Origin of the sequence: Pseudoalteromonas sp. FUC4, assembly GCF_008370255.1 — a bacterium.
In the GTDB taxonomy this organism is placed as follows: domain Bacteria; phylum Pseudomonadota; class Gammaproteobacteria; order Enterobacterales; family Alteromonadaceae; genus Pseudoalteromonas.
Genome location: NZ_SEUI01000005.1, coordinates 144,293 through 171,206 on the forward strand (window position 1 = coordinate 144,293; position 26,914 = coordinate 171,206).

The window sequence follows — 26,914 nt, forward strand, 5'->3', positions numbered from 1 at the left end:
TAATGTCGTTATTAGGTAATCTTTCACTCGACGCAATTCCGTTTCATGAGCCAATTCTTGTGTTCACGATGTCGGTTATTGCGATAGCTGGGCTTATTATTGCCGGGCTTATTACAAAGTATAAAAAATGGGGCGTGCTTTGGCGCGACTGGATCACGTCTGTTGATCACAAACGCTTAGGCGTAATGTATATTCTTTTAGCACTAATAATGCTGTTTCGTGGTTTTTCTGATGCAATAATGATGCGTGCGCAGTTGGCACTTGCTACCAGTGGTGCGCCAGGTTATTTACCACCAGAACACTACGACCAAATATTTACTGCCCACGGCGTAATCATGATCATATTTATGGCAATGCCATTTATGATTGGTCTAATGAACATTGTATTACCACTTCAAATAGGTGCTCGCGATGTTGCTTTCCCATTTTTAAATAATTTAAGTTTTTGGTTTACAGCCAGTGGTGCAATTTTAATTAACTTATCACTTGTGTTTGGTGAGTTTGCAAAAACAGGTTGGGTGGCATATCCGCCGCTTTCGGAGCTGACCTTTAGCCCTGGGGTGGGGGTTGATTATTATATTTGGGCCTTGCAAATATCCGGGCTCGGTACACTTCTAACAGCCGTAAACTTTTTAGCTACCGTGTTTAAAATGCGTGCACCAGGTATGACCCTAATGAAAATGCCAATTTTCACATGGGCATGTACATGGGCAAACATATTAATTGCAGCATCATTCCCAATTTTAACTGCTGTACTTGCAATGCTAACGCTTGACCGTTATCTCGACTTCCACTTCTTTACCAATGAATTGGGCGGTAACGCCATGATGTACATCAACCTGTTTTGGGCATGGGGTCATCCTGAGGTATACATATTAGTATTACCAGCGTTTGGTATTTTTTCTGAAATTATTTCGACCTTTGCCGGTAAACGTTTATTTGGTTATAAGTCGATGGTTTACGCCAGCGGTGCAATCTCAATTTTAGGTTTTATTGTTTGGCTACATCACTTCTTTACGATGGGCTCGAGTGCTAACGTTAATGCGTTTTTTGGGGTAATGACCATGGTCATTGCCGTACCAACTGGGGTTAAGTTATTTAACTGGTTATTTACCATTTACCGAGGTCGTTTACGTATTAGCGTACCGGTACTTTGGACACTTGGCTTTATGGTTACCTTTACCGTAGGCGGTATGACCGGTGTATTACTTGCTATTCCTGGCGCCGATTATGTACTGCATAACAGCTTATTCTTAATTGCACATTTTCATAACACAATTATTGGTGGTGCTGTGTTTGGTTACCTGGCCGGTTTTGTATTTTGGTTCCCTAAAGCAATGGGCTTTAAACTTAATGAAAAATGGGGCAAAGCATCATTTTGGTGTTGGATTATTGGTTTCTTTGTAGCATTTATGCCGCTGTACGTACTTGGTTTCTTAGGTATGACACGTCGCTTAAACCACACTAACAACCCAGATTGGAACATATGGTTATACATTGCCGCAGGCGGTGCTGTAATTATTATGTTTGGTATTATCAGCCAGGTAATTCAATTATATGTGAGCTTTAGAGACCGTGAAGCGCTTGACGATACAACAGGCGATCCGTGGAACGGCCACACACTTGAGTGGGCTACAAGTTCACCTCCGCAAATTTATAACTTTGCAACAATTCCACATATTGATGATATTGATGCATGGACCGACATGAAAGAAAAAGGTCAAGCATATCAAGATAAGGCAAACTACAGCCCTATTCATATGCCTAAAAACACATCAGCTGGCGTGTTAATGGCAGCAAGCTTAACAGTATTTTGTTTTGCAATGATTTGGCATATTTGGTGGTTAGCTGTTGTTGGGCTAGTAGGCGGAATTGCCATATTTATCAAACGTTGTTACACCAGCGATGTAGATTACTATATACAACCTGATGAAATTGCACGCACTGAAGCTGCATATAATTCAAGTGGCATTAAGGAGCTAAAAGCGTGAGTACACTTTCTGCAAATTTAGAATCAGCAAATTTAGACTCTGTATCACACGATGATCATGCCCACGCGCATGATCACCACGATACTTCGGGTGACACGATATTTGGCTTTTGGTTATACCTAATGACCGATTGCCTATTATTTGCCTCGTTTTTTGCCACCTACGCAGTGCTTTTTATGAACACTGCCGGTGGTGTATCGGGTAAAGATATTTTTGAGCTCGACTTTGTAGCAGTAGAAACTGCTGCACTACTTATTAGTAGTATTACCTTTGGTTTTGCCATGATTGCCGCTCAAGGGCAAAAAAAGGCACTAACACTGACTTGGTTATTTGTTACGTTTTGTTTAGGTGCTGTGTTTATTGGTATGGAAGTATACGAATTTCATCACCTAATTGTGCATGGCCATGGCCCACAACAAAGTGCTTTTTTAACATCATTTTTCTCATTAGTTGGCCTACATGGTTTACATGTAACTGCGGGTCTAATTTGGATGACCATAATGATGATTGAAGTTGCTAAACGTGGCTTAGGTAAAGCAACCGTAACGCGTTTGAGCTGCTTAAGCCTATTTTGGCACTTCTTAGACATTGTCTGGATTTGTGTATTTACCGTTGTTTATTTAATGGGAGCAATGTAATGAGCCACAGCGAAACACATGCTGAGCACCATGATGAATCTCATGGCAGTGTTAAAACTTACTTAATTGGCTTTGTGCTATCGGTAATTTTAACTGCTATACCGTTTTACATGGTAATGGAAGGTGACTTCTCAAAAGTAACAACGCTTTGGAGCATTGTTACTTTAGCAATCGTACAAGTTTGGGTGCATTTAAAATACTTTTTACACCTTAATTTTACGACCGAAGATGGCCGAGCAAGTACTTTCTCATTCCTATTCAGTGCTCTGATCATCGTAATGGTTGTTGGGTTATCTGTTTGGATCATTTATGAATCTAACGCAATGATGATGTACTAGGAGTTGAAGATGTTTCGTCGTTATTTATCAGTGACAAAGCCGGGTATTATTATGGGCAATTTGATCAGCGTAGCGGGCGGGTTTTTACTTGCCTCGCGCGGTGATATAGACCCATGGTTAATGATTGCTACATTAATTGGTTTGTCGCTAGTAGTTGCATCGGGTTGTGCTATCAACAATGTTATAGATAGAGACATAGATGTGGCCATGGCGCGTACTCGTACGCGAGTAACAGTAACAGGCGAAATGTCGGCCTTTGCTGCACTTAGTCACGGTATTTTATTGGGTGTTGTGGGCTTTGGTTTACTTATAGCCTACACCACTCAAGCCGCGGTATTTTTTGCAGCCTTTGGCTACGTAATTTATGTAGGGGTTTATAGCCTCTACATGAAACGCAACTCAGTATATGGCACTTTTGTAGGTAGCCTTTCTGGCGCTGTCCCGCCAGTAGTTGGTTACTGCGCCGTGACAGGGCAGTTCGATATGGGCGCATTAATACTGCTAGTCATGTTTAGCTTGTGGCAAATGCCGCACTCTTACGCTATCGCTATTTTTCGCTTTAAAGATTATCAAGCTGCAGGTATTCCTGTATTACCAGTAGCGCAAGGTATTGATAAAGCAAAGCGCCATATCGTACTTTATATTGCTGTATACGCATTAGTGGTGATGTTACTGCCAATTACTGGCTACACAGGGGCTGCTTTTATGGCTGTGGCGTGTATTACCAGCTTTTGGTGGTTGCTAATGGCATTGCGTGGTTATCGTCGTAATATTGATATGAGCAGCTGGGCACGTAAAGTGTTCGCATTTTCAATTATTAATATTACAGCGTTAAGCATTGCTATGGCTGTTGACTACCATAGCGTTGCTCCACAGCTATTAACGCTTACCTAATTTAAAAATTTTTAACTATTCCAAAGTTAATCCAAAGGCTCGAAAGAGCCTTTTTTTATGCCTAAATATTAAGATAATTGAACATTCGTATACTCACTCTTTTACTTTTTAAAATTATCAGCGTTGTAATAAAGTGGCTTAAGCGTACCGCAGTTAATAAATTTATAGGTAAGCTCATTTTCAGCTGGGACACGTTTTGAGGTACGAAGCTTTTGCATACACGCATTAACTAAATCAACAAAAATAAGATGATTATAACTTGGAGCCTGTTGAATTTTATGGATATAAATTCGTTTAGTTCCCTTTAAAGTAATTAGGTCGTAGTTTTGCCACTGTGATGATTTAGTTAAATTTGTTAACTCTCTTGAGTAGAGTTTTTTACTCATAACAATTTCTCTGTTTGAGTAAATTAAGCTCCCACCTTGCTTATAATCACCATCAAAAACATCGGCGGTAATGGTAATTTCTGCGCCGCGCATTAAATGCTGAATATTAAAAGCTTGTGGCTTTAAAGTAATAAGGTCTGCGTTACGAACTAGCTCTAGAAAAGCGACATCAGGGTTTTCTATTTTATAGACTACTTGCACATCGTGTGGTGCTTTATACGTTGGTAAATTAATAGCAAAAATACTAGAACCCTGATTTAGCAAAGCCATTGGGTGTTCAGCATGGTAAGCGGGGTCTACCGGTGGAAGTTCTGCTTTTTCTTCTTCTGCTACAGCAAAGCCACTTAAAGTAACTAGTAATAAAGTAAGTAGTAGGCGCATTATAATCTCAATTAATTTATGAGCTTAAATTGTAGTATAAAGTTTATGTTACTTATATTTTTAAACTAAATTTAGATCTATATTATTATTCAGGTATTGAGTGCAACAATGTTCGTGCCTTTAAATGTAGGTTTGCGTCCTCTGGATTTGACGTATTAGTCAGCCAAATTACATTACCTTCTTTATTAACAAACAATGTAGTAGGTGTGCCTCGTATACCTAATTGCTGTGCAATTGCATCGGCTTTTACAGCTGTTTTAAAAGTATAACCTCTTTCGCTAAGTGCTTTAGCGGGAGTTGCATCGTCATCTTCTTTAAAGCTCACGGCAATAACTTTTAAGCCCATATCATCAATTTTTTGAAGTGCTGGCTGCAGCTTTTTACAGTACGGACACCATGTTGCCCAAAAGTGTAAAACGTAAGGCTGACCTAATAAATCTTGAGTGTTGAGAGCAGGCCCATCAGCCATTTGTAAATTTAATGTAGGTAGCTTAGGGTATGTTGCTTCTGAGCTTGTATCTTGTGCGTAAGCTGTAAAGCTTAATAAAATTAGCGTGATGGTAATAAATAGCTGTTTCATAATATGCTCGTTTTTATTTTACATATTAAATAGGAACGGGAATTTAACATTTTTCTTTCAAACTAAAAGCTAGCCGCTTGTTCAACAACAATAGCGTGGCGCTTAGCTAGGCGAAGGTGATCTCTATCGTAACCTCCACCTATCACTGTAGCTACAGGTGTATTGTGTTCAAGGCAGCGTTTTAGCACTAAATGATCACGTTTAGCTATGCCATCCCAGCTAATATCTAACTTACCCAAGCCATCACCTTGCCAAATATCAACGCCAGCATCGTAAAGTACTAAGCTTGGGTTTAGCTCTTTAAGTAAATAACTTAGTGTTTCGTCAACTATGGCAAGGTATTCGTCGTCCTTCATATTATTTGCCAGGCCAATGTCTAAATCGCTAGCTGACTTTCTAAAGGGGAAGTTTTTTTCACAATGGATAGAGCAAGTATACGCATAGGGTTGATGCTGTAACATTGCAGCTGTGCCATCACCTTGGTGCACGTCTAAATCAAAAATAAGTACGTTAGTTACCTCACCCGATTGAATTAAAGTTTGCGTGGTAAAGGCCAAATCGTTAACCATACAAAAACCTGAACCAAAGTCATTATGTGCGTGATGTGTACCACCAGCAAGATGACACGCTATACCGTGTTTAAGTGCTAAGCGGGCTGTTTGTAAAGTACCTTGAGGGGCTGTAAATGTACGTGCCATAAGCTCTTTTGACCAAGGTAGACCAATGCGACGCATTGCTTTTTCATCTAAGCGGTTGTGCCATAAATCGTGGATATAATTATCGCAATGCACAAGTTCAAGCGGCTCTGGCGTGCCTAATATTGGCTCAACTAGGTTACTGCCGATTAAACCAAGCTCTGCAACATGTTGATATAAATGTGCAAATTTACTCATTACAAAGCGATGCTTAGGATCAAAGCTAAACGAGTAGTTAGGATGGTATACCAAAGGCAAATGAGGATTTAAGCGCATATTTACAAGCTTTATAAAGTTTACGCTATGGTAATCAACTTAAGAGAATGAGTCTATTGTGAGTCATTAATAAGTGACGCTAATTCGCGATGCAGTAGCTCATCATCGGCTAAGTTTAGCTCTATTAAACGCTTTAAATAAGTAATACTGTCTATATCAATGTGATGGCATTTTAAACCAATATGATCGGCTTCAATATGGCAAATCACTACTTCCATTTTTATTTCTATATCGCTTTGAGGCAATGTAAAACGCAGTATTGCTTGCGTATTGTGGCTGCCAATAAATGCATCACAATTAGTGATTAACGCGCCATGTAACGATAGGTCGAGTAATTTACACGGATACTGTTGGCTATCAAAACATAACAGAGCGTTAGTTGAAAATAGCACACGAGAAAACTGACGACGATTTTGCATAACCTAATTTAGCCTTACTGTTTTTATAATAAATTAAGCATAGCGGGTAATTCTCTACATGCTAGCAGGATATGTTCCTGTAATGCTGGTGGTATAAAAAAGCCCCGCATAAATGCAGGGCTTAGTATTACTGTAATAAATTAATTACGGTAAATATTAACCAATTTTTTTGTACTTAATACGTTTAGGTTCAGTTGCTGCTGCACCAAGTGTCTTTTTAAGCCACTCTTCGTATTCAGTGTAGTTACCATCAAAGAAGTTAATTTGACCTTCGTCGCGGTAATCTAAAATGTGCGTAGCAATACGGTCAAGGAACCAACGGTCATGCGAGATACACATTACACAACCAGGGAACTCTAAAATAGCGTTCTCCAGTGCGCGTAGTGTTTCAACGTCCAAGTCATTGGTTGGCTCATCGAGTAGTAACACATTGCCGCCAGCTTTTAATAACTTAGCAAGGTGTAAGCGGTTACGCTCACCACCAGATAGGTCTTTAACAAACTTTTGTTGATCGTTACCTTTAAAGTTAAAGCGACTTACATATGCTCGACTTGGGAACTCAAAATTACCAATTTTCAGTACGTCTTGTCCGTCTGATATTTCTTGGAAAACAGTTTTGCTTTCGTCCATACCGTCGCGGAACTGATCAACTGTCGCAAGGTGTACTGTTTCGCCAACGCTGATGTTACCGCTGTCTTGCGTTTGCTCACCGCTTATCATTTTAAACAGCGTTGATTTACCCGCGCCATTCGCGCCAATAATGCCCACAATGGCACCTTTTGGCATGCTAAAGTTTAAGTCATCAATTAATACGCGATCGCCAAAACTCTTACGAAGATTAGTTACTTCAAGCACTTGGTCACCTAAACGTGGGCCAGGTGGGATAAACATCTCGTTAGTTTCGTTACGTTTTTGGTAATCAGACTGCTGCATTTCAGTAAACTGAGCCATACGTGCTTTTGACTTAGCTTGACGACCTTTAGGGTTTGAACGAACCCATTCAAGTTCTTGTGCAATTGATTTTTGACGTGCTTTTTCAGATTTTTGTTCTTGCTGTAAGCGCGCATCTTTTTGTTCAAGCCAAGAAGAGTAGTTACCTTCCCATGGAATACCTTCACCACGGTCAAGCTCTAATATCCAGCCAGCTACATTATCAAGGAAGTAACGGTCATGCGTTACTGCCACAACAGTGCCTTCGTAATCGTGTAAGAAGCGCTCTAACCATGCAACCGACTCAGCATCCAAGTGGTTAGTAGGTTCATCAAGAATAAGCATGTCTGGTTTTTCAAGTAATAATCGACATATAGCAACACGACGACGCTCACCACCTGAAAGGTGCTCAATTTTAGCATCCCATTCTGGCAGGCGAAGTGCATCAGCAGCGCGTTCCAAAACGTTGTCGATGTTATGACCATCGTGCGCCTGAATAACAGCTTCAAGCTCGCCTTGCTCTTTTGCAAGTGCGTCAAAGTCAGCATCTTCCATGGCGTATTCGTTATACACTTCGTCAAGACGTTTAAGTGCGTGTTTAACTTCGCCAACAGCTTCTTCAACAGTTTCACGCACTGTTTTGCTTTCGTCTAAAACAGGTTCTTGCGGTAAATAACCAATTTTAGTACCAGGCTGAGGATGCGCATCACCTTCAAAATCTTGGTCAACACCGGCCATAATACGTAGTAACGTAGATTTACCAGAACCGTTTAAACCAAGCACACCAATTTTAGCGCCAGGAAAAAAGTGTAACGAAATATCTTTTAAGATAGTGCGCTTAGGTGGCACAACCTTAGATACTCGACTCATCGAGAATATAAATTTATCAGGTAAAACCATGGAGGAAAGCCTTCAAATAATAATAAAAATTTCAATGTTGTATTGTAGTGGCTGACGGGTGAAACAGTCAACGAATGCTGTATAGAACAATACGCTTACCTAAGCGGTACTTTGTGTTGATTGCTCGTTTAAAACACTACTATTACAGGATTTCTATTGTGTAAAATTCTGTAATCTATTGTTTTATATTGTTCAAATACATTTCATTTTTAACAAAATTGGTACAGTATATTTACAAGCCGTAAAGTATAAGCAAGTTATATAGGCAGGCTACACTTAGTTTGTTGTTAAACATCACATTATTAAATATTACAAAGGTTTAAAGGAATGAACATGAAAACAGTTACTAAGTTAGGGGCATTACTTTTAGGTTTATACTCATTTTCGAGCCAAGCAGACACACTCCACGTAAATGGTTATTACCAAGGAATAGGGATAGGGTCTACGCAAATTGATGTATACGAGAGCGATAGCATACAGTTTACAACGCTATACGGGCGGTTTGGATATCAGTTTTCGCGTTACTTTGCATTAGAAGGGCGTATAGGTTTTGGGTTAAATGACGAATCAACACCACTAAACGGGCTCGTTTACACTCAGAACCCACAGGACGGTTCGCTTAGTTCAGAGCCTATTAAGAGCGAGATTGACTCAAGTCTTGATTTGCAAACAAGCATATTTGTAAAAGCTAATTACCCCATTTCATCTCGCGCTGATGTATTTTTATTTGGTGGCTATGGCAGAAATAAATTAAGTTACAATGAAGGCGATTTAAGAAATCTTGCAGAATCAATAATTGATATAGATTCACAGGTAAATACTTCATTAATCACTGAGCAAAACTATGATGAGGGCGGTGTAACGTACGGCACTGGTATTGACTATAGGTTATCTCAACGCTGGCAAATAAGCGCTGAATACCAATATTTTGATACAGATGAAGGCGATATTTACGCACTTAATTTATCTGTAAATTATCGTTTTTAATTATAATAGCGCTACTGATTTTAGTAGCGCTATTTCAATTCACTAAAACAAAGTACTTCAATATAAATGCATTCCCCTCATCTATAACTTTTAGTAAATCTTAAAAAATCATGAATAAATTTCATTTGGACATCTATACATCTAGAGGTTGATATTTTTTACTTTCAGTTCATAATTAAGCTTCGGTTTTTATGAGCAGGAGTAAAGTATGCCAATTACAGTAAAAGACGAGTTGCCGGCAATTGCACGTTTACGCCAAGAAAACGTATTTGTAATGCCAAAAACACGTGCAAAAACGCAAGAAATACGCCCAATGCGTTTAGCTATTTTAAACTTAATGCCTAATAAAGTAGAAACCGAAGTTCAGTTTATTCGCTTACTTGCCAATTCGCCTTTGCAAGTAAACGTAGAACTACTGCGCCTAGATACTCACCGCAGTAGTAGCAATTCAGAAGAGCACCTTGATACCTTCTACCGTTATTTTTCTGAGGTTAAAGACAACAATTACGATGCATTAATAGTAACCGGCGCACCACTTGCGCATTTAGAGTACGACGATGTAGCGTATTGGGATGAGCTAAAGGTTATTATTGATTGGGCTGAGCAACACGTTACCTCTACGTTATTTTCGTGTTGGGCAGCGCATGCAGCGTTATATCACCGTTACAAATTAAAGCGCGATTTAAAAGACGATAAACTATGTGGCGTGTTTACCCACCAGTGTTACTTTGATCACGGTGCATTAACTCGTGGCTTCGACGATACCTTTTTAGTACCGCACTCACGCTACGGCCATATTGATATAAATAAAATAAATGCCTGTGAAGAACTCGTTGTACTGGCTGGTTCTGAGAGAGTAGGTGCTTACTTGCTTAAAAATAAATCAGGTAGCCAAGTGTTTATAACCGGCCACCCAGAGTACGACGCCGATAGCTTAAAAGCAGAGTACGAGCGCGATTGTAAAAAAAGCCCTAATGCACCAAAGCCCGAAAATTACTTTCCGGATGACGATGCAACTAAACAACCTTCAAAAACGTGGCAAAGCCATGCTTTTTTACTTTTTTCGAACTGGTTAAATTACTACGTGTACCAAACCACACCGTATGATATTAATTTAGTTAGCCAAGATGTGAGGACTAACAACTATGCCGAATAACGCGCCTACAAATAACAAGCAAGCCGAAATAAGTGCCGCATTAAAAGAACGCATTTTAATTTTAGATGGCGCTATGGGCACTATGATCCAAGATTATAAGCTAGAAGAAGAAGACTATCGCGGAGAGCGTTTTAAAGACTGGCATGTATTAATTAAAGGCAATAACGATTTATTAAGCCTAACCAAGCCCTACTTAATCACTGATATTCATCGTGGTTTTTTATCAGCGGGCGCCGATATTATTGAAACCAACACGTTTAACTCGACCACTATTTCGATGGAAGATTACGACATGGCAAACCTAAGCCGTGAAATAAACGTAGAGTCGGCTAAATTAGCACGCGCAATTTGCGATGAATTTACAGCTAAAACGCCAGAAAAACCACGCTATGTAGCGGGTGTTTTAGGGCCGACATCAAAAACCTGTTCTATCTCGCCAGATGTAAACGACCCAGGCTATCGTAATGTAACGTTTGATAAGCTGGTTACTGCGTATGTAGAGTCTACCCTTGCATTAATGGAAGGTGGCGCTGATTTAATACTTATTGAAACCATATTCGACACCCTCAATGCAAAAGCCGCTTCATTCGCAGTAGAAGAAGCGTTTGAGCAAGCAGGGCGAACATTACCAGTTATGATCTCGGGCACTATTACCGATGCTTCAGGCCGCACGCTTTCGGGGCAAACAACCGAAGCATTTTATAACTCTATTCGCCATATCAAACCTATTTCAATTGGCCTTAACTGCGCCCTTGGGCCTGATTTACTTCGCCAATACGTAGAAGAGCTGTCGCGCGTATGCGAAACATTTACATCGGTACACCCTAATGCGGGCTTGCCTAATGAATTTGGTGAATACGACTTAGAAGCGCCTGAAATGGCAGCCGAAATTATCGATTGGGGTAAATCGGGCTTTATTAATATTGTAGGCGGATGCTGTGGCACCACGCCTGCGCATATTCGGGCTTTTGCAAAAGGTCTAGCGGGCGTTAAACCACGCCAACTGCCAGAGCTTGAAGTACGCATGCGTTTATCGGGTCTTGAAGCCTGTAACTTAAATTAAGGAGCCAACATGACCCAACAAATAGCAGTATTTACTAATGTCGGCGAGCGTACCAATGTAACCGGTTCTGCCATGTTTAAACGCCTAATCATGGAAGAAGACTTTGAAGCCGCGCTAACAGTGGCCCGCGAACAAGTAGAAAATGGCGCACAGATTATTGATATAAACATGGACGAAGCCATGTTGGACTCAAAAGCCGCGATGGTTAAGTTTTTAAACTTAATAGCCTCAGAGCCTGATATTTCACGCGTACCCATTATGGTCGACTCCTCTAAATGGGAAGTAATAGAAGCCGGCCTAAAGTGTATTCAAGGTAAGGCTATTGTTAACTCAATATCGCTTAAAGAGGGTGAAGAGCCGTTTAAACGCCAAGCTAAAATAATAAAACGTTTTGGTGCAGCTGCCGTTGTCATGGCGTTTGATACTGACGGGCAAGCTGATACAGCAGACCGTAAATATGAAATATGTGCACGTAGCTACAAAATATTAGTAGAAGACATTGGCTTCCCGCCGGAAGATATTATATTCGATCCTAATATATTTGCCGTAGCCACCGGTATAGAAGAGCACGATAACTACGCAGTAGAATTTATTGAAGGCACACGCCGCATTAAGCAAAACTTACCGCATTGTAAAGTGTCGGGCGGGGTGTCAAATGTATCGTTTTCATTTAGAGGTAATAACCCAGTACGTGAAGCTATTCACTCGGTATTTTTATATCACGCCATAAAAGCGGGTATGGATATGGGGATCGTAAATGCAGGGCAACTCGCCGTTTACGACGATATACCAGAAGAGCTTCGTAAAGCCGTTGAAGACGTAATACTTAACACAGACCCAGGTGCCGGCGAGCGTTTAGTAGAGCTTGCACCAAAATACTCTGGTATGGCACAAGCCGAGCGAGTAGAAGATTTAGAATGGCGCACATGGCCTGTAGAAAAACGCCTTGAGCACGCGCTTGTGAAAGGCATTACCACCTTTATAGATGAAGATACCGAAGAGTGCCGCGCTGCTGCCGATAAACCTATTCACGTAATTGAAGGGCCGTTAATGGATGGCATGAACGTGGTAGGTGATTTATTTGGCGCAGGTAAAATGTTTTTACCACAAGTGGTTAAATCGGCGCGCGTAATGAAACGAGCCGTAGCCTACCTAGACCCATTTATTGAAGCCGAAAAAGAAGAAGGTTCAACCAATGGTAAAATAGTGATGGCGACCGTAAAAGGCGACGTACACGACATAGGTAAAAACATTGTAGGCGTGGTACTGCAGTGTAATAACTACGAAGTTATTGATTTAGGTGTAATGGTACCGGCTGATAAAATACTGCAAACCGCCATCGACGAAAAAGCCGACATAATCGGCCTTTCGGGTTTAATTACCCCATCGCTTGACGAAATGGTGCACGTAGCAAAAGAAATGAAACGCCGTGGTTTTGAACTGCCGCTACTAATTGGTGGTGCAACTACTTCTAAAGCGCACACAGCAGTAAAAATTGAGCCGCAATATGACAAAGGCGTTGTGTATGTAAATAACGCCAGCCGTGCGGTGGGTGTGGTTTCAAACTTATTATCAAAAGAGTTTAAACCCGATTTTTTAGCTAAAACACAAGCTGAATATGTAAAAGTACGCGAGCAACAAGCGCGTAAAAAACCACGCTCTAAGCCTGTTACAATACAGCGCGCACGCGATAACGCAGCAAAGCTTGATTGGGATAACTACACGCCACCAGTGCCTAAAAAGCTGGGCGTGACTGAGTTTAAAAATGTATCAATCGCGACTTTGCGTAAATACATAGATTGGACGCCATACTTTATGACGTGGTCAATTGCCGGTAAATATCCGCGCATAATGAACGACGAAGTAGTAGGCGAGCAAGCACAAAGCTTATTTAAAGACGCTAATGATATGCTCGACGACCTTGAAAAAGCAGGCAGTTTGCAACCACTGGGTGTAATTGGTTTATTCCCGGCTAACCGCGTGGGTGATGACATAGAAATATACACCGACGAAACCCGCAAAGAAGTATTAACTACTTCGTGCCATTTACGCCAGCAAACCGAAAAAACCGACTTTGCTAACTACTGCCTAGCCGACTACATAGCACCCAAAGGCACACCAGACTATTTTGGTGCGTTTGCAGTAACGGGCGGCTTAGAAGAAGACGACTTAGCGAATGCGTTTGACGCACAGCAAGACGACTACAACAAAATAATGGTTAAAGCGGTTGCTGACAGGCTCGCCGAAGCGTTTGCAGAATACCTACACGAAAAAGTACGTAAAGAGTATTGGGGTTTTGCTCCAGACGAAAACCTTGGTAACGATGAGCTAATACGCGAAAACTACCAAGGTATTCGCCCAGCGCCAGGTTACCCAGCGTGCCCTGAGCATACTGAGAAAAAGAAAATTTGGCAGTTGCTCGATACCGAAAAACGCATTGGTATGCAGCTCACCAGCTCATACGCCATGTGGCCAGGTGCTGCTGTTTCGGGCTGGTATTTCTCACACCCTGAAGCTAAATATTACGCAGTAGCCGCAGTACAAAAGGATCAGGTAGAAGACTACGCTAAGCGAACTAATATGACGCTTGAAGAGGCTGAAAGATGGCTATCGCCTAACTTGGGGTATGATCCGGAATCATAGCGAAGTAGTCAAAGGTTGAAGCGGTCAGTTTTTAGCTGTCAGCTATCAGTAAAACAAAAACGAGCCTAATTAGGCTCGTTTTTTATTACAAAGCACTATCTAATATCTTTTTTTAATTTAGTTAATTACTTGTTTACAATAAGTTTATTAAATGAAATTATTGAGTGAAGAAATGGAAATCATTTTGAGGCCTCCCTCAAATGGTATTTGATAAGCTTTTTATACTTTATCAATAAGGAATATTATGACTGCAGAAATTAATCAATCAAACAAAATTAAACATGAATTTAGCTTTTCGACTCTGGGTTTTTTCGTAAAGCTTTATCTGGTCGGGCTATGTCTTTTTTCACTTGTTGCTGCTGGTGGGATGGTTTTTATTGTTCTCAAAAAGGGAAGTGTACATCCCTTAGCGCTAGCTTTGGCAGTGCTTGGCCTTTGTAGTTATGCTTTGTGGCATTTATGGGCTGTATCCAAGAGAAAAGTTAATCAAATAACTATTTTAGCAATACTCAGCTTATTAATAGGTGGAAATATTGCAAGCTGCGTAATAATGTTCTTTATTCGCCAAGCCGCAGTCAAAGAAAGAGCTTTAATAAACAAAGAGAAGCTCTAAATACTGGTTCTTTATCTCAACCACAATTAGCGTAATTTGGTTAATAACTAAATGAAGTTTAAACAACTTAAAGGAATAAAATGAAATTTATTCTTTGCTTTATTATATGGGTTACAAGTACATCATTGGCATACGCTCAGCCTATCGAAACAGTTACTGCACAAAGTGTGAGCAAAGTGAAAAAATTATGCTATCAACTAGAAGGGTTAACGAGTTAGAAAATGAGTTGTCGAGCTTGTCTTACGACGCAGAAAAGTATGTTCTAAGATTTTAGGTCAAAGTATTAGAAATATAATAAAAGCCCAAATTGAAGGACTATAAATGAAATATCTAAGCCAGATCCTACTGTGCCTATCTCTACTTTTCACATCTAGCACATTTGCTCTTGAGCAAAAATATCACGAGTTCGTTTTACCTGTTATTACTGCCTTTGCAGCTCACGATAAATCTACAATTGCTGCACTTATTAGCTACCCATTAAAACGACAGTACCCCATACCTGACATTAAAAATGAAGCTGAATTTATTAACCGCTTTGATGAAGTATTTGATGATGAGCTAGTGGCAGTTATTGCCAGTTCAAACATTGATACCGATTGGGAAGGCGGTGGTTGGCGCGGCACTATGCTAAATAACGGCGTGATGTGGATTGATGCTGACGGTAAAATTATCGGTATAAATCACCAAACAGCAAAAGAGCAAGTATTTGCCAAACGCTTAATTGAACAAGATAAGCAATCCCTGCATTCAAGTGTTAATAACTTTGAAAAACCAGTACTCGATTGGAAAACGGCTAACTACCACATTCGTGTTGATGATTTAGGGGATCATAATTACCGTTATGCAGTGTGGGGTATTAATAAAAAGCCAAGTGATAAGCCAGATATGGTTTTAATTAATGGCGATATTACATTTGAGGGTAGCGGCGGGAATCATCACTATACGTTTAAAAATGGACGTTATAGTTACATATTACACGTTATTATTATTGGCTGCGATACATCACCACCAGGTTGGCTTGAAGTTTATAAAGACGATGAGCGATTACTATTTGAAGATGTTATAAGCACTCTTTAATGTATGTTTTAGTATGCTTGATAATGTAGATCTGTTTTTAATAGTTAAACGTTCTAATAATTAGTATTTTTATAAAATAGATCTAAGTGGTAGGCTAAAAGTAGTAAGTATAAAATAGTAAGTAATTAAAAATAGTTCTCGCGCAACAAGGAACCCTCCTGTAAAGCGCTTTGCCAAGGAGTTTAGTATGATCACGCTTACCATTAATGGTAATAAACATGAGTTTTCTGGCGACCCGTCAACGCCAGTATTATGGTATCTCCGAGACGAATTAAATTTAACTGGGCCTAAATTTGGCTGTGGTATGGCACAGTGCGGTGCGTGTACTGTGCATATTGATGGGGTAGCTCAGCGCTCATGTGTATTACCGGTATCGGCTGTAGTAGGGCGCAATATTACTTCTATTGAAGGGCTAAGCGAGCAGGGCGATCATCCAGTGCAAAAAGCGTGGGTTGAGCATAAAGTGCCGCAATGTGGATTTTGTCAGTGCGGGCAAATTATGCAAGCGGCAAGCTTGTTAGCAGCGAACCCCAACCCAACTGATGAAGAAATAGTAAGTAATATGTCGGGCAATATTTGTCGTTGTGGTACCTACCCGCGAATTCATAAAGCAATTAAGTCGGCGGCTAAAACAATGGCGAGTGTTCAATATTTTGACCCAAATGAACAAGGGGAAGAAGTATGAGCCAAGATAACAAATACTTTGATTTAAACCGCCGTCAATTTTTAAAAACCAGTGCAATAGGTGCATTGGTACTCGGTACTTATTTTGTTGGCAGTGCGCCAAGAGCATTTGCGGGTGTGTTAGAGCAGCCATCTGAGCAAGCAAAGCGCGCAAACTTATTTATTGCACTGCGCCCAGACGGCATGGTTGAAATAACCTGTCATCGCTCTGAAATGGGTCAGCAAATTCGCACCGCGATTGCACAAATAGTTGCCGATGAAATGGAAGCCGCGTGGGATAAGGTTATTGTTATTCAGGGCAAGGGCGACCCTAAATACGGCGATCAAAATACCGATGGCTCGCGCAGTATTCGCTACAACATGCAGCGCCTGCGTGAAATGGGCGCAAGTGTACGTTACATGATGCAGCATGCGGCCGCTAAATATTGGAAAGTTGACCCACAAACCTGTACTGCTAATCAGCACGTGGTTACACACAGCTCAGGAAAAACGCTTACTTATAAAGATTTAATCGACTTAGCGCTTACAATAACGCCTCCAGAAGTTGATAAGCTAACACTTAAAACACGCAAAGAATGGCGTTATATTAATACTGGCATGGCGCACATAGATTTAGCCGATTTAGTAACCGGTAAAGCAATATTTGCAGCCGATGTACGCGAACCACAAGCGCTGGTGGCTATAATTGAACGCCCGCCGGTAGTAGGCGGTGTTGTTAAGTCATTTGATGCCAGTGCTACAAAAGCGATAAACGGCGTTATAGATGTTATTGAAATTCCTGCACCAAAAGGCGCGCCGCAGTTTCAGCCAAAAGGTGGCATTGCGATTATAGCTAAAAACACATGGGCTGCATGGCAAGGACGTAAAGCATTAAAAGTCGTGTGGGATGATGACAAAAATGGCGATTACAATTCAGAAGAATTTAAAAAGTCATTATTACAAACAGTACAAACTCCACAGGCAAACATACGTGATAAAGGCGATGCCATGGGCGTGTTGGCTAAATCGAGCAATAAACTCGTAGCTGATTATTACGCGCCGCATCTTGCTCAAGCACCAATGGAACCGCCTTGTGCAACAGCTATGTACAACAAAGACAGCGTTGATATATGGGCTGCTACGCAAAATCCACAAGCCGATATGAAAACAGTGGCGGCAATGCTTGGCATGGATGAGAGCAAAATTAATGTTCACGTTACCATGTTAGGAGGCGGCTTTGGGCGTAAGTCAAAACCTGACTTTTCAGCAGAAGCAGCTTACCTTTCAATGAAAGTAGGCAAGCCTATTCGTGTGCAATGGACGCGTGAAGACGACATACAACATGGTTTTTACCATGCGGTTTCGGCTCAGCACATTGAAGCATCGCTAGATAAAAATGGCGTAATAGAATCGTATTTACACCGCACCGCGTTTTCACCAATTACCTCTACCTTTTCAGAAGGGGCGACTACGCCAGGAAGCTTTGAACTGCGCTTAGGATTTACCGATAACCCTATTAACACACCTAATATGAAGTTAGAAAACGGTGATGCGCAAGCCAAAGCACGAATTGGTTGGATGCGCTCTGTATCAAATATTTTTCATGCTTTTGCTATTCAGTCATTTATTGGCGAAGCGGCGCACAAAGCTGGCCGCGACCAAAAAGACTATTTACTAGACACTATAGGTCCGAGTCGTATTGTTGATGTAACTGAGCAAAATGCTACATACGATAATTACGGTGGCGATAAAGCGGTTTATCCGTTAGATATTGGCAGACTGCGCCATGTTATTGAAAAAGTAGCTGACATGAGTAAATGGGGGCGAGAGCTTCCTAAAGGTCGAGGTTTAGGCATAGCAGCACACAGAAGCTTTTTAACTTACGTAGCTACGGTAGTTGAAGTAGAAGTGTCGGATACTGGCGATTTAAACGTAATTAAATCGTGGGTTGCCATTGACGCGGGTACGGTTGTAAACACCGACACCGTTAAAAACCAAACTCAAGGTGGTTCTATTTATGGGATTACAACTGCAATCAGCGATGGTATTACCTTTGACAAAGGGCGCGTGCAGCAAAGTAACTTTCATGATTATCGCGTACCGCGTATGAGCGATTCACCACTTGAAGTTGAAGTTGAAATTGTACAAAGTGATGCACCACCAGCAGGGGTAGGCGAGCCGTCTACACCAGTTTATGCGCCAGCATTATGTAATGCTATTTTTGCAGCGTGCGGAAAGCGTATTAGGCAGTTACCAATAGGTGGCCAGCTAAAAGCGTAACTAAATAAGCTACAGCTTAAACAAAAAAACCGCCAAAATGGCGGTTTTTTTAGAAGTTAGCGATTAGTGAGTTTTTTCAAACTCATCAACTTCACGCTCTGCTTCTTCTTTAGATTTACCATACTGCTGCTGAATTTTACCAACTAGCTCTGTACGGCTACCTTCAATTTTGTCTAAATCGTCGTCAGTAAGATCGCCCCATTTCTGTTGAGCCTTACCTTTAAGTTCGTCCCAATTACCTTTCATACGATCGCTGTTCATAAGTTTCTCCTTACTTAGATTTAATTAACGTTCAGTATAAAAGGAGCAAGGCGTGTACCAACAAGTTAAATTTTTATTTTTCATTTATAATCATGGTGTTATGTTTTTATTGAAGCAGTAATAATCAATGCTATCGGCACATCCTTAAAAAATGTACAGAGCGCTCTGTAATTATTGCTGACATAAGTTACGCAGCTTTGATGTAACTCACTCTTAAATTTTTGTTTTAAGCTAATATGCAGGTATTAAACAAAGTAGTTAACCTGAGTGAGTTATGAATACAAAAACGTGTGAATACGGAGTAGGTGACTGCTCATACAAAATGGCAGGTGAGTTAGTAGGTATTACACAATTGGTGAATGCGTTTTACGATAATATGGACGCTTTAAAAGAGGCTGAATATATAAGGAGTATGCATTCAAAAGACTTATCGGTGTCGCGTAAAAAGCTCGCTTATTTTTTGTCAGGCTGGCTAGGTGGTCCAAAATTATATGCTGAACATTTTGGCAGTATTAACATTCCTCAAGCACATAAACATTTACATGTAGGAATTGAGCAAAGTGACGCATGGCTTTTGTGCATGCAAAAAGCGGTTGATGAGCAACCTTACGAAGCATCGTTCAAAATTTACTTAATGGATCAATTACGCGTACCTGCTGATCGAATTAGAATGGTATCGGGTAATTAATAGCCGTTATTATTAAACATCAACCGCAGCTAGGCTTTGGTTTTTTGTTACAATGGCTGCAAAGCAATTTAGGGTAAATAGCTGTGCTGCCTGTTCAAGACATATATCAACAACTCGTTACTACATTACAAAGTAATCCTATTACGTTATTACAAGCACCGCCTGGTGCGGGTAAATCTACGTGGTTACCGCTAGAGCTTATGCGCGACGGGCATTTTAAACGTATTGTAATGCTAGAGCCCCGCCGTTTAGCTGCACGTAATATTGCCAGTTACCTAGCAAAGTGCCAAAACGAAAGTGTTGGGCAAAGTGTGGGTTTGCGGATTAGAGGCGAGAGTAAAGTAAGCGCTAATACGCATCTCGAAATAGTTACCGAAGGTATGCTAACCCGCATGCTGCAAAACGACCCTGAATTAAGCGATATAGATTTACTGATATTTGATGAATTTCATGAGCGTTCAATTGCAGCCGATACCTCACTTGCCTTTGCACTCGAGACCCAAAGTGCGCTGCGCGACGATTTAACTATTATGCTTATGTCGGCAACGCTTGATACAGAGCGTTACACTGCGTTTTTTGACTGCCCTGTAATTCAATCAAGCGGTCGCAGCTACCCAATAGACGAAGTATACATACCCATAAAAGATGAAAGCCGCTGGCTTGATGCAATCCCTAGCATAATAAAACAAGCACTTAATGAGCAAACAGGCAGCGCATTGGTATTTTTACCAGGGCAGTTTGAGATACTACGCGTGCAACAAGCACTAAGCGATTTACCAAGTAACTGCCAAGTTGCAACGCTATTTGGCGAGCAAGATAAAGCTAATCAGCAAACGGCTATTGCTCCTGCACCAAACGGCATGCGCAAAGTAGTGCTTACCACTAATGTAGCCGAAACCAGTTTAACTATTGAAGGCATACGCATTGTAATTGACAGCGGCAAGCGCCGTGCAGCGACCTTTAATTTAAAAACAGGGGTTACAGAGCTCACAACACAAAGTATATCGTGCTCGTCTGCTGTGCAACGTGCAGGGCGTGCAGGACGAATAGAGCCAGGCATTGTTTATCGAATTGGCTCAAAGCAAACCTTTGAGAGACGTAATAGCCACGACAATCCCGAAATACTCACATCAGACATAAGCCAACTTATGCTTGAGGCAAAGCAATGGGGAGCCAATATTGATGAGCTAACCTTGCTCGATAAGCCCACTGAGCAGCAATGCGAGCAAGCAAGTAACCTGCTTAACATGCTAGAAGCTATTAATAGCAAGGGTAAGCTCACACCGCTTGGCAGTAAAATGTTAGGTTTTGGTGCTGATATTCGTTTGGCGCATATGCTATTAAAAGCACAAATACTTGATGACCAACTCCCTGGTATTTTTAGGCTCGCTATTTATTTAGTGGCATTACTTGAGAGCCGAGTAAACAGTGCAAACGAGTTGAGTTTAGCGCTGCATAGCCAACAGCAACGTCCGCATCCGGTATTTAAACAACAGTTAAAGTATTGGCAAAGCCGCTTAAAAGTAAAAGACGAAAACAGCGAATTAAATACGCATTATATAAGTTTGCTGGTGGCATTGGCATACCCCGATCGCATAGCTAAAAAACGTGGGAATGGTTATTTACTCGCCAATGGTGCAGGGGCTGAGTTGAATGCCGATTACTGGCACAACGACGATTACTTAGCCATAGCAACCATGGGCGGGCACAAAGGCGGGCGTATATTTGCAGCCACCGCGCTTAACCCATTTGAGTTACAAGAATTTTTACCGCATTTATTTAGTGAACTTACTCGTTGTGAGTTTGATGAAAAGTCAGCGCGCTTTATTCATCAAGATGAAGTAAAGCTCGGGGCTATAACGCTCAGCAGCCAGCCTAGTAAACAAAAACTAGATAAGAGCGAGCGTGCTAAAGCGTGGCTTAGCTTATTTGCTAAACACGGTTTTGCATTATTTAACGAGCAACCTGATGCGCAGCAATTGCTGATACGTATGAGCCTAGCAAGTAATTTAATGCCTGATAAATTCCCGCAAATAAACGAGCAACAACTTATTCAAGATGCAGCGCAGTGGCTAGGTGTGTTTTTAGAAGATATTAAAACGCTCACGCAGCTTAAAAAGTTTAACTACTTTGAAGCATTACAAAACTGTTTTGATTGGCAACAACAAACCGCTTTAAAAGCACTGTTACCACTGCGATTAACGGTGCCAAGTGGCTCAAATATAAAAATAGAATACCAACTTGATGGCCCCGCAAAGCTAAGCGTGCGTATGCAAGAAGTTTACGGCTTAACAAGTACGCCTATGCTTGCCAACGGTAAACTGCCACTGCTTATGGAGTTGTTATCGCCAGGTAAACGCTCACTGCAACTTACTCAAGATTTAGCTCACTTTTGGGCTAGCAGTTACCGCGATGTGCAAAAGGAAATGAAAGGCCGCTACCCTAAACATTTTTGGCCTGACGATCCGGCCAATAGCGTTGCAACCAATAGAGTGAAAAGCAAAATGTAGTTATTAAACTTCTTTCCCGCCATGGCTCTGTGCTAGGTCATCAAGTTCGGCGCAAGTGTAATCAAAACCACTTTCGTCATATTCATATGTCACTTTTACACTATCGCCGCCGTTAAAAAGTCGTGTTTTTACATCGTTAACCGGCCAGTCTTTGAGCTCGTGTAAAAATCGGTTAGCAACTTGTGATGATTCAAAACAATAGCGAATTTCAGTTTTCATAAATAATAAAGCTCTGGCTGTTTACCCCTGCGGCTAGTGCACTATTAATGGGGCGTTCATGATTCGGTTACAAAAAATAAAGAGTTAAATTGTAAATTTTGTGTTTCAATAAATGCATCAAACTCGGTACACACTAACGTACTTTAATTAACAAATGATGACGACTTTACATGCATTATAAATTTGCTCTGATCGCAAGCTCGGTTTTTATACTAGGCGCTTGCGGTGGTTCAGGCTCCGATGATACGCCAACCGTTAACGGAAATAAAATCCCCATTTTGTCAGTCGCTGATATTCCTAGTGAATTAAGTAAAGGCCAAACAATTGAGCTAACAGCAACAGCCAGTGATAAAGATGGCACTATTACATCTGTTGTATGGCAACAAACGCAAGGGCCAGAACTAATTAGTGGAGCTTTAGAGGCAACAACTACCTCAGTAACACTACTAAATGCGCAAAGTTATAAGCCTGTGGATTATGCTTTTTCGGTAACAGCAACCGACAACGAAGGGGCAAGCAGTGTAAAAACGCTAAGCTTTACTGCACGTAATAATATGGACGAGATTAGCGCCGCACGGTTACTACACCAAGCAACAATGGGACCTAAGCTTAGTGAAATACAAAACGCACAAGGGTTAAGCGAGCAACAATGGCTTGATAAACAAATAGCGCTATCTATTAATTATCACCGTGATTATTTAGTAAAGTTAAATGACGATGACGACTTTAAATATATAAGCCGCATAGATGCATGGTGGAAAGCTGTAATGCAAAGTGACGATCAACTTCGTCAGCGTGTTGCGTTTGCGTTAAGTGAAATATTAGTGGTGTCGGATGAAAACAGTGCTTTAAGAGGCCAACCTGAAGGCATGATCACTTATTACGATTTATTACTAAAGCATGCCTTTGGTAATTATCGTGACTTACTCGAAGATGTAACACTTTCGCCAATAATGGGGACTTATTTAAGTCACTTAGGGAATGAAAAAGCAGACGATGCACTCAATATTCGCCCCGATGAAAATTACGCACGTGAAGTAATGCAGTTATTTACTATTGGCCTTGAAGAGTTAAACCTAGATGGCAGCGCCAAGCTTGATGCACAAGGTAATACCATTGCCACTTACGGACAGGTAGAAATAGAGGGTTTTGCACGCGTATTTACAGGTTGGACGTTTGCCGATAGTGAAACATTTAAGCGTAAAAGTCGTGATTATATTAAGCCAATGGAAGCGTTTGACGAGTACCACTCTAGTAAACAAAAAACCTTATTAAATGGCGAAGTTATACCAAAAGGTTATGCAGCAGAAGAGTCATTGCAAATAGCGCTCGATAACTTATTTAACCATCAAAATGTTGCGCCATTTATTAGCAAACAACTTATTCAGCGATTAATTACCTCCAACCCAACCCCCCAATATGTTGAGCGAGTAGCTAATGTATTTATTGATAATGGCACCGGTGTACGCGGCGATTTAGCGGCGGTAGTAAAAGCTATTTATTTAGATGATGAAGCGCGGCATTTTGGTTCAGTGCTTAACTACCAAGGGAAAATTAAAGAGCCTATTTTAAAAACTGTACAGTTTTGGCGAAATCTCGATGCTAAATCTTTGGCTGGTTATTATAAAACGTGGAATTTAATAAATAGCTATGGGCAAGGGTCAATGCAGTCGGCTTCGGTATTTAACTTTTTTAGGCCTGATTATCAAACCGCAGCTTTGCGAAATGAAGGTATTGTTGCACCAGAATTACAAATAGCAAACGATGCAACACTGATTGGCACCATGAACGCGCTTTACGCAAGTTTAGTGTGGAGTACCGCAGAAGCGCACAGTGATTTAAATTCAAATGGTATTTATGTTTATATTCAAGACGACATGAATGTTTTAGAGAAAAACGGTGTTAGCGCGCTACTAACTCAGTACAACACGTTATATTTTGCAGGTGCAATGAGCAGTGACACACGCCAAGCATTACTTGATTTAGATGCCTACTTTAATGAAGATCAATACCGTGAACGGGTTTCGTATTTATTATATATGATTGCTATTTTACCTGAATTTAACGTGCAGTATTAGGAGCGCATAATGAGCATTAATAGAAGAGAGTTTTTGTCGTTATGTGTAAAAGGCAGCGTATCAGCTGCCGCGTTAACGAGTCTTCAATTACAAGCATTAACTGGAGCGACCAATGCTGTCGAGTTAGGTGATTACAAAGCATTAGTGTGTGTGTATTTATATGGCGGGAATGATTCGTTAAATATGCTCGTTCCGCTTGAAGGCGAGCAACGGAGTTTGTACGAGCAAAGCAGGCAAAACCTAGCGGTACAGAGCCCTATTGAGCTAAGCATTAAAAGCCAGTTTGCCGGTGGAGTTGGGATTCACCCTTCACTTGAGCCTATACAAAATGTATTTGAATCTCAAAATTTAGCATTTATAGGTGGGGTAGGTACTTTACTCGCTCCCACAACATTGAGTGACTATAAAAATAAAATAATAGGTTTGCCTAAGCATTTGTTTTCGCATAACGATCAGCAAGCTGCATGGATGTATGGCCGAGAGAAACAATCGCTTAACAGTGGCTGGGGTGCACGACTTTTAGAACGCTTAGAATTACAGGATGAATTTGCGGCTAACATATCACTCGACGGTACTAATTTATGGCAAACGGGAAGTGCTACTAATGCATTTGCGCTTAACAAAAGCGGCATTAGTAATATTAACGCGTTTGGCGGGTACCAACCTCGTAGCGAGCACGTAACTTCTATTATGAACCGCTTACTAGGCAATACGAATCATCCGTTAAGTACAGCTTATGCCAATGGCTTAACAAGTGCGATAAATAACACTCAAGCAATGAACAGCGCGTTAGAAAGCGCGCCTGCACTTATTACCCCATTTAGCGATAATAGCCTTAGTGAGCAATTTGCAGCAGTCGCTAAAACAATTAGCGTACAGGCAAAATTGAGTACTCAGCGCCAAGTGTTTTTTGTTTCTATGGGTGGGTTTGATACGCACGACAACCAATTAACAACGCACCCTGCTTTATTAAATACGTTAGCTCAAGGGTTAAGTGAATTTGATAGTGCGATGAAAGAGCTTGATATGGCTGATAAAGTGACGACGTTTACTATGTCTGATTTTGGTCGTACGCTTACCTCAAATGGCGATGGCACTGATCATGGTTGGGCAGGGAACCAAATAGTAATGGGCGGCGCAGTAAAAGGCGGCAATATATATGGCGAGCTACTAACTCAACATTTGGATGGCCCACAAGATACCGGTGGCGGGCGTTTAATTCCAAGTGTTGCTAATGAGCAGTACTTTGCCACACTGGCTCAGTGGTTTGGTGTGCCAAGCTCTGAGCTTGTTGATATTTTTCCAAACTTGAGTAACTTTGATCACACAACATTGGACTTTTTTGTGTAATTAGTCGCTAATAGTAATCTAAAAGCACTTGTTAGTAGTATAAGCTATCGGTTGATAGTGCTTATCTGTTTTAATAATAAAAATCACACAATATAGGAATCATAAAATGAAAGTTTTAGTGAGCTTAGTTAGTTTAATCGCTTTTTTACTCGTCATACTGCCGGGGCCTTTGTATAAATTTGGTATTGTAGAACTGAAGGTTGCGTTTACGGGATTTAGATTTGGCGTTTACGCTGGTGGCGCTGCATTGGTGCTACTTATAATACAAGCGCTATTTATGCGTAAAACATTAACGCTAAGCAGTGGTGTTATTGCACTTGTGTTTTCTGTTGTGGCCATTGCTATGCCACTTAACATGATGAACAAAGCTAAAGGCGTACCGGCAATTCATGACATTTCAACAGATTTAGTTAACCCACCAAAATTTGTAGCAATTGCGCCACTACGTGCAAACGCATCTAACCCAGTAGAATACGCGGGCGAAGAAACGGCAGTACAGCAACGCAAAGCATACCCTGAACTGGTGACATTAAGCTTTGCACAATCTAAAGCCGATTTGATGACAGCAAGCGAACAAGCAGTTAAAAATCTTGGTTTTGCAGTAGTAAGTGCAAACACGGCTACAGGTATTGTAGAGGCTACTGATACAACCACATGGTTTGGTTTTAAAGACGATGTGGTCATTCGTATTAAAGATGAAGGCAGCCAACGTTTTGTTGATATTCGTAGTAAATCGCGAGTAGGGCGCAGTGATTTAGGTAAAAATGCAGAGCGCATTCATTCAATTATTAATGAATTAAACAGCTTACTTGAAAAATAAAACGACTTAGCCTGTATTCGGTTATTAGCGTATTAAAGCCCAACATTGTTGGGCTTTTTTGTTTTTAGTGTCAGTTTG

Annotated in this window: 25 protein-coding genes; 18 read left to right on the top strand and 7 right to left on the bottom strand. The window is 40.9% G+C overall.

Annotated features, from left to right (window positions below; translation table 11 throughout):
• Positions 1 to 2 precede the first annotated feature (2 nt).
• The 4 genes from cyoB to cyoE are packed head-to-tail and all read left to right on the top strand — an operon-like array spanning position 3 to position 3,861.
• Positions 3 to 1,991 carry a cytochrome o ubiquinol oxidase subunit I gene (gene cyoB, locus EU510_RS15255; RefSeq protein WP_149594194.1) on the top strand — a complete coding sequence of 663 codons (1,989 nt, stop codon included), beginning with the start codon at positions 3 to 5 and terminating at the stop codon, positions 1,989 to 1,991.
• Positions 1,988 to 2,629, top strand: a complete 642-nt coding sequence (cyoC, locus tag EU510_RS15260) for a cytochrome o ubiquinol oxidase subunit III (RefSeq protein WP_149594195.1) — start codon at positions 1,988 to 1,990, stop codon at positions 2,627 to 2,629. The genes cyoB and cyoC overlap by 4 nt, the downstream gene beginning before the upstream one ends.
• Positions 2,629 to 2,967 (top strand): cytochrome o ubiquinol oxidase subunit IV, encoded by a 339-nt coding sequence (cyoD, locus tag EU510_RS15265; protein ID WP_149594196.1) that lies wholly within the window; start codon positions 2,629 to 2,631, stop codon positions 2,965 to 2,967. The genes cyoC and cyoD overlap by 1 nt, the downstream gene beginning before the upstream one ends.
• Before the next feature lie 9 nt (positions 2,968 to 2,976).
• Positions 2,977 to 3,861 (top strand): heme o synthase, encoded by an 885-nt coding sequence (cyoE, locus tag EU510_RS15270; RefSeq protein ID WP_002958102.1) that lies wholly within the window; start codon positions 2,977 to 2,979, stop codon positions 3,859 to 3,861.
• A gap of 101 nt (positions 3,862 to 3,962) precedes the next feature.
• Here cyoE and EU510_RS15275 read toward each other — a convergent pair whose 3' ends face one another.
• From EU510_RS15275 to ettA, 5 genes are all read right to left on the bottom strand, one after another.
• Positions 3,963 to 4,628: a hypothetical protein gene (locus EU510_RS15275; protein ID WP_149594197.1), complete on the bottom strand. Its 666-nt coding sequence runs from the start codon at positions 4,626 to 4,628 to the stop codon at positions 3,963 to 3,965.
• An 85-nt stretch (positions 4,629 to 4,713) separates the two neighbouring features.
• Positions 4,714 to 5,208 (bottom strand): TlpA family protein disulfide reductase, encoded by a 495-nt coding sequence (locus EU510_RS15280; protein WP_149594198.1) that lies wholly within the window; start codon positions 5,206 to 5,208, stop codon positions 4,714 to 4,716.
• A gap of 62 nt (positions 5,209 to 5,270) precedes the next feature.
• Positions 5,271 to 6,179 (bottom strand): histone deacetylase, encoded by a 909-nt coding sequence (locus tag EU510_RS15285; RefSeq protein ID WP_149594199.1) that lies wholly within the window; start codon positions 6,177 to 6,179, stop codon positions 5,271 to 5,273.
• Between the two features lie 53 nt (positions 6,180 to 6,232).
• Positions 6,233 to 6,598 (bottom strand): PilZ domain-containing protein, encoded by a 366-nt coding sequence (locus EU510_RS15290; RefSeq protein WP_149594200.1) that lies wholly within the window; start codon positions 6,596 to 6,598, stop codon positions 6,233 to 6,235.
• A gap of 156 nt (positions 6,599 to 6,754) precedes the next feature.
• Positions 6,755 to 8,428, bottom strand: a complete 1,674-nt coding sequence (gene ettA / locus EU510_RS15295; protein WP_149594201.1) for an energy-dependent translational throttle protein EttA — start codon at positions 8,426 to 8,428, stop codon at positions 6,755 to 6,757.
• A gap of 333 nt (positions 8,429 to 8,761) precedes the next feature.
• Here ettA and EU510_RS15300 point away from each other — a divergent pair, with 333 nt between their 5' ends.
• From EU510_RS15300 to EU510_RS15335, 9 genes are all read left to right on the top strand, one after another.
• On the top strand, positions 8,762 to 9,415 hold the full coding sequence (locus EU510_RS15300) for a porin family protein (RefSeq protein ID WP_149594202.1): 654 nt from the start codon (positions 8,762 to 8,764) through the stop codon (positions 9,413 to 9,415).
• Positions 9,416 to 9,623: 208 nt separating this feature from the next.
• Positions 9,624 to 10,571 carry a homoserine O-succinyltransferase gene (metA, locus tag EU510_RS15305; RefSeq protein WP_149594203.1) on the top strand — a complete coding sequence of 316 codons (948 nt, stop codon included), beginning with the start codon at positions 9,624 to 9,626 and terminating at the stop codon, positions 10,569 to 10,571.
• Entirely contained in the window at positions 10,561 to 11,634 is a 1,074-nt protein-coding gene (locus tag EU510_RS15310) for a homocysteine S-methyltransferase family protein (protein ID WP_149594204.1), read from the top strand. Before metA ends, EU510_RS15310 begins: the two co-directional genes overlap by 11 nt.
• Before the next feature lie 9 nt (positions 11,635 to 11,643).
• On the top strand, positions 11,644 to 14,277 hold the full coding sequence (gene metH, locus EU510_RS15315) for a methionine synthase (RefSeq protein WP_149594205.1): 2,634 nt from the start codon (positions 11,644 to 11,646) through the stop codon (positions 14,275 to 14,277).
• Between the two features lie 244 nt (positions 14,278 to 14,521).
• Positions 14,522 to 14,890, top strand: a complete 369-nt coding sequence (locus tag EU510_RS15320; protein ID WP_039487230.1) for a hypothetical protein — start codon at positions 14,522 to 14,524, stop codon at positions 14,888 to 14,890.
• An 80-nt stretch (positions 14,891 to 14,970) separates the two neighbouring features.
• On the top strand, positions 14,971 to 15,108 hold the full coding sequence (locus EU510_RS19930) for a hypothetical protein (protein ID WP_188085429.1): 138 nt from the start codon (positions 14,971 to 14,973) through the stop codon (positions 15,106 to 15,108).
• A 103-nt stretch (positions 15,109 to 15,211) separates the two neighbouring features.
• Positions 15,212 to 15,967 carry a hypothetical protein gene (locus tag EU510_RS15325; protein WP_149594206.1) on the top strand — a complete coding sequence of 252 codons (756 nt, stop codon included), beginning with the start codon at positions 15,212 to 15,214 and terminating at the stop codon, positions 15,965 to 15,967.
• A gap of 187 nt (positions 15,968 to 16,154) precedes the next feature.
• Complete coding sequence (locus tag EU510_RS15330) at positions 16,155 to 16,652, top strand: (2Fe-2S)-binding protein (RefSeq protein ID WP_149594207.1); 498 nt, start codon at positions 16,155 to 16,157, stop codon at positions 16,650 to 16,652.
• Positions 16,649 to 18,910, top strand: coding sequence for a xanthine dehydrogenase family protein molybdopterin-binding subunit (locus EU510_RS15335; RefSeq protein ID WP_149594208.1), 2,262 nt, complete (start codon positions 16,649 to 16,651; stop codon positions 18,908 to 18,910). The genes EU510_RS15330 and EU510_RS15335 overlap by 4 nt, the downstream gene beginning before the upstream one ends.
• A 63-nt stretch (positions 18,911 to 18,973) precedes the next feature.
• Here the strand turns inward: EU510_RS15335 and EU510_RS15340 are convergent, their stop codons facing one another.
• Entirely contained in the window at positions 18,974 to 19,171 is a 198-nt protein-coding gene (locus tag EU510_RS15340) for a CsbD family protein (protein ID WP_149594209.1), read from the bottom strand.
• Between the two features lie 274 nt (positions 19,172 to 19,445).
• Here EU510_RS15340 and EU510_RS15345 point away from each other — a divergent pair, with 274 nt between their 5' ends.
• Together EU510_RS15345 and hrpB are read left to right on the top strand one after the other, a co-directional pair.
• Positions 19,446 to 19,859 carry a group II truncated hemoglobin gene (locus tag EU510_RS15345; RefSeq protein ID WP_149594210.1) on the top strand — a complete coding sequence of 138 codons (414 nt, stop codon included), beginning with the start codon at positions 19,446 to 19,448 and terminating at the stop codon, positions 19,857 to 19,859.
• An 83-nt stretch (positions 19,860 to 19,942) separates the two neighbouring features.
• Complete coding sequence (hrpB, locus tag EU510_RS15350; RefSeq protein ID WP_149594211.1) at positions 19,943 to 22,369, top strand: ATP-dependent helicase HrpB; 2,427 nt, start codon at positions 19,943 to 19,945, stop codon at positions 22,367 to 22,369.
• Between the two features lie 3 nt (positions 22,370 to 22,372).
• Here the strand turns inward: hrpB and EU510_RS15355 are convergent, their stop codons facing one another.
• Positions 22,373 to 22,588, bottom strand: coding sequence for a hypothetical protein (locus tag EU510_RS15355; protein ID WP_002958138.1), 216 nt, complete (start codon positions 22,586 to 22,588; stop codon positions 22,373 to 22,375).
• Between the two features lie 170 nt (positions 22,589 to 22,758).
• On the opposite strand from EU510_RS15355, the gene EU510_RS15360 reads away from it, so the two are divergent.
• From EU510_RS15360 to EU510_RS15370, 3 genes are all read left to right on the top strand, one after another.
• The gene (locus EU510_RS15360; protein ID WP_149594212.1) at positions 22,759 to 24,666 is read left to right on the top strand and encodes a DUF1800 family protein; all 1,908 of its coding nucleotides are present in this window, start codon (positions 22,759 to 22,761) and stop codon (positions 24,664 to 24,666) included.
• Between the two features lie 9 nt (positions 24,667 to 24,675).
• Positions 24,676 to 26,016: a DUF1501 domain-containing protein gene (locus tag EU510_RS15365; RefSeq protein WP_149594213.1), complete on the top strand. Its 1,341-nt coding sequence runs from the start codon at positions 24,676 to 24,678 to the stop codon at positions 26,014 to 26,016.
• A gap of 106 nt (positions 26,017 to 26,122) precedes the next feature.
• On the top strand, positions 26,123 to 26,836 hold the full coding sequence (locus tag EU510_RS15370; protein WP_149594214.1) for a DUF1499 domain-containing protein: 714 nt from the start codon (positions 26,123 to 26,125) through the stop codon (positions 26,834 to 26,836).
• Positions 26,837 to 26,914 lie beyond the last annotated feature (78 nt).

What these genes read in the sequence shown, in the direction of transcription:
- cyoB (WP_149594194.1), top strand. Translation starts at nt 3, where the DNA reads ATGTCGTTATTAGGTAATCTTTCACTCGACGCAATTCCGTTTCATGAG.
- cyoD (WP_149594196.1), top strand. Translation starts at nt 2,629, where the DNA reads ATGAGCCACAGCGAAACACATGCTGAGCACCATGATGAATCTCATGGC.
- cyoE (WP_002958102.1), top strand. Translation starts at nt 2,977, where the DNA reads ATGTTTCGTCGTTATTTATCAGTGACAAAGCCGGGTATTATTATGGGC.
- EU510_RS15275 (WP_149594197.1), bottom strand. Translation starts at nt 4,628, where the DNA reads ATGCGCCTACTACTTACTTTATTACTAGTTACTTTAAGTGGCTTTGCT.
- EU510_RS15280 (WP_149594198.1), bottom strand. Translation starts at nt 5,208, where the DNA reads ATGAAACAGCTATTTATTACCATCACGCTAATTTTATTAAGCTTTACA.
- EU510_RS15285 (WP_149594199.1), bottom strand. Translation starts at nt 6,179, where the DNA reads ATGCGCTTAAATCCTCATTTGCCTTTGGTATACCATCCTAACTACTCG.
- EU510_RS15290 (WP_149594200.1), bottom strand. Translation starts at nt 6,598, where the DNA reads ATGCAAAATCGTCGTCAGTTTTCTCGTGTGCTATTTTCAACTAACGCT.
- ettA (WP_149594201.1), bottom strand. Translation starts at nt 8,428, where the DNA reads ATGGTTTTACCTGATAAATTTATATTCTCGATGAGTCGAGTATCTAAG.
- EU510_RS15300 (WP_149594202.1), top strand. Translation starts at nt 8,762, where the DNA reads ATGAAAACAGTTACTAAGTTAGGGGCATTACTTTTAGGTTTATACTCA.
- metA (WP_149594203.1), top strand. Translation starts at nt 9,624, where the DNA reads ATGCCAATTACAGTAAAAGACGAGTTGCCGGCAATTGCACGTTTACGC.
- EU510_RS15310 (WP_149594204.1), top strand. Translation starts at nt 10,561, where the DNA reads ATGCCGAATAACGCGCCTACAAATAACAAGCAAGCCGAAATAAGTGCC.
- metH (WP_149594205.1), top strand. Translation starts at nt 11,644, where the DNA reads ATGACCCAACAAATAGCAGTATTTACTAATGTCGGCGAGCGTACCAAT.
- EU510_RS15320 (WP_039487230.1), top strand. Translation starts at nt 14,522, where the DNA reads ATGACTGCAGAAATTAATCAATCAAACAAAATTAAACATGAATTTAGC.
- EU510_RS19930 (WP_188085429.1), top strand. Translation starts at nt 14,971, where the DNA reads ATGAAATTTATTCTTTGCTTTATTATATGGGTTACAAGTACATCATTG.
- EU510_RS15325 (WP_149594206.1), top strand. Translation starts at nt 15,212, where the DNA reads ATGAAATATCTAAGCCAGATCCTACTGTGCCTATCTCTACTTTTCACA.
- EU510_RS15330 (WP_149594207.1), top strand. Translation starts at nt 16,155, where the DNA reads ATGATCACGCTTACCATTAATGGTAATAAACATGAGTTTTCTGGCGAC.
- EU510_RS15335 (WP_149594208.1), top strand. Translation starts at nt 16,649, where the DNA reads ATGAGCCAAGATAACAAATACTTTGATTTAAACCGCCGTCAATTTTTA.
- EU510_RS15340 (WP_149594209.1), bottom strand. Translation starts at nt 19,171, where the DNA reads ATGAACAGCGATCGTATGAAAGGTAATTGGGACGAACTTAAAGGTAAG.
- EU510_RS15345 (WP_149594210.1), top strand. Translation starts at nt 19,446, where the DNA reads ATGAATACAAAAACGTGTGAATACGGAGTAGGTGACTGCTCATACAAA.
- EU510_RS15355 (WP_002958138.1), bottom strand. Translation starts at nt 22,588, where the DNA reads ATGAAAACTGAAATTCGCTATTGTTTTGAATCATCACAAGTTGCTAAC.
- EU510_RS15360 (WP_149594212.1), top strand. Translation starts at nt 22,759, where the DNA reads ATGCATTATAAATTTGCTCTGATCGCAAGCTCGGTTTTTATACTAGGC.
- EU510_RS15365 (WP_149594213.1), top strand. Translation starts at nt 24,676, where the DNA reads ATGAGCATTAATAGAAGAGAGTTTTTGTCGTTATGTGTAAAAGGCAGC.
- EU510_RS15370 (WP_149594214.1), top strand. Translation starts at nt 26,123, where the DNA reads ATGAAAGTTTTAGTGAGCTTAGTTAGTTTAATCGCTTTTTTACTCGTC.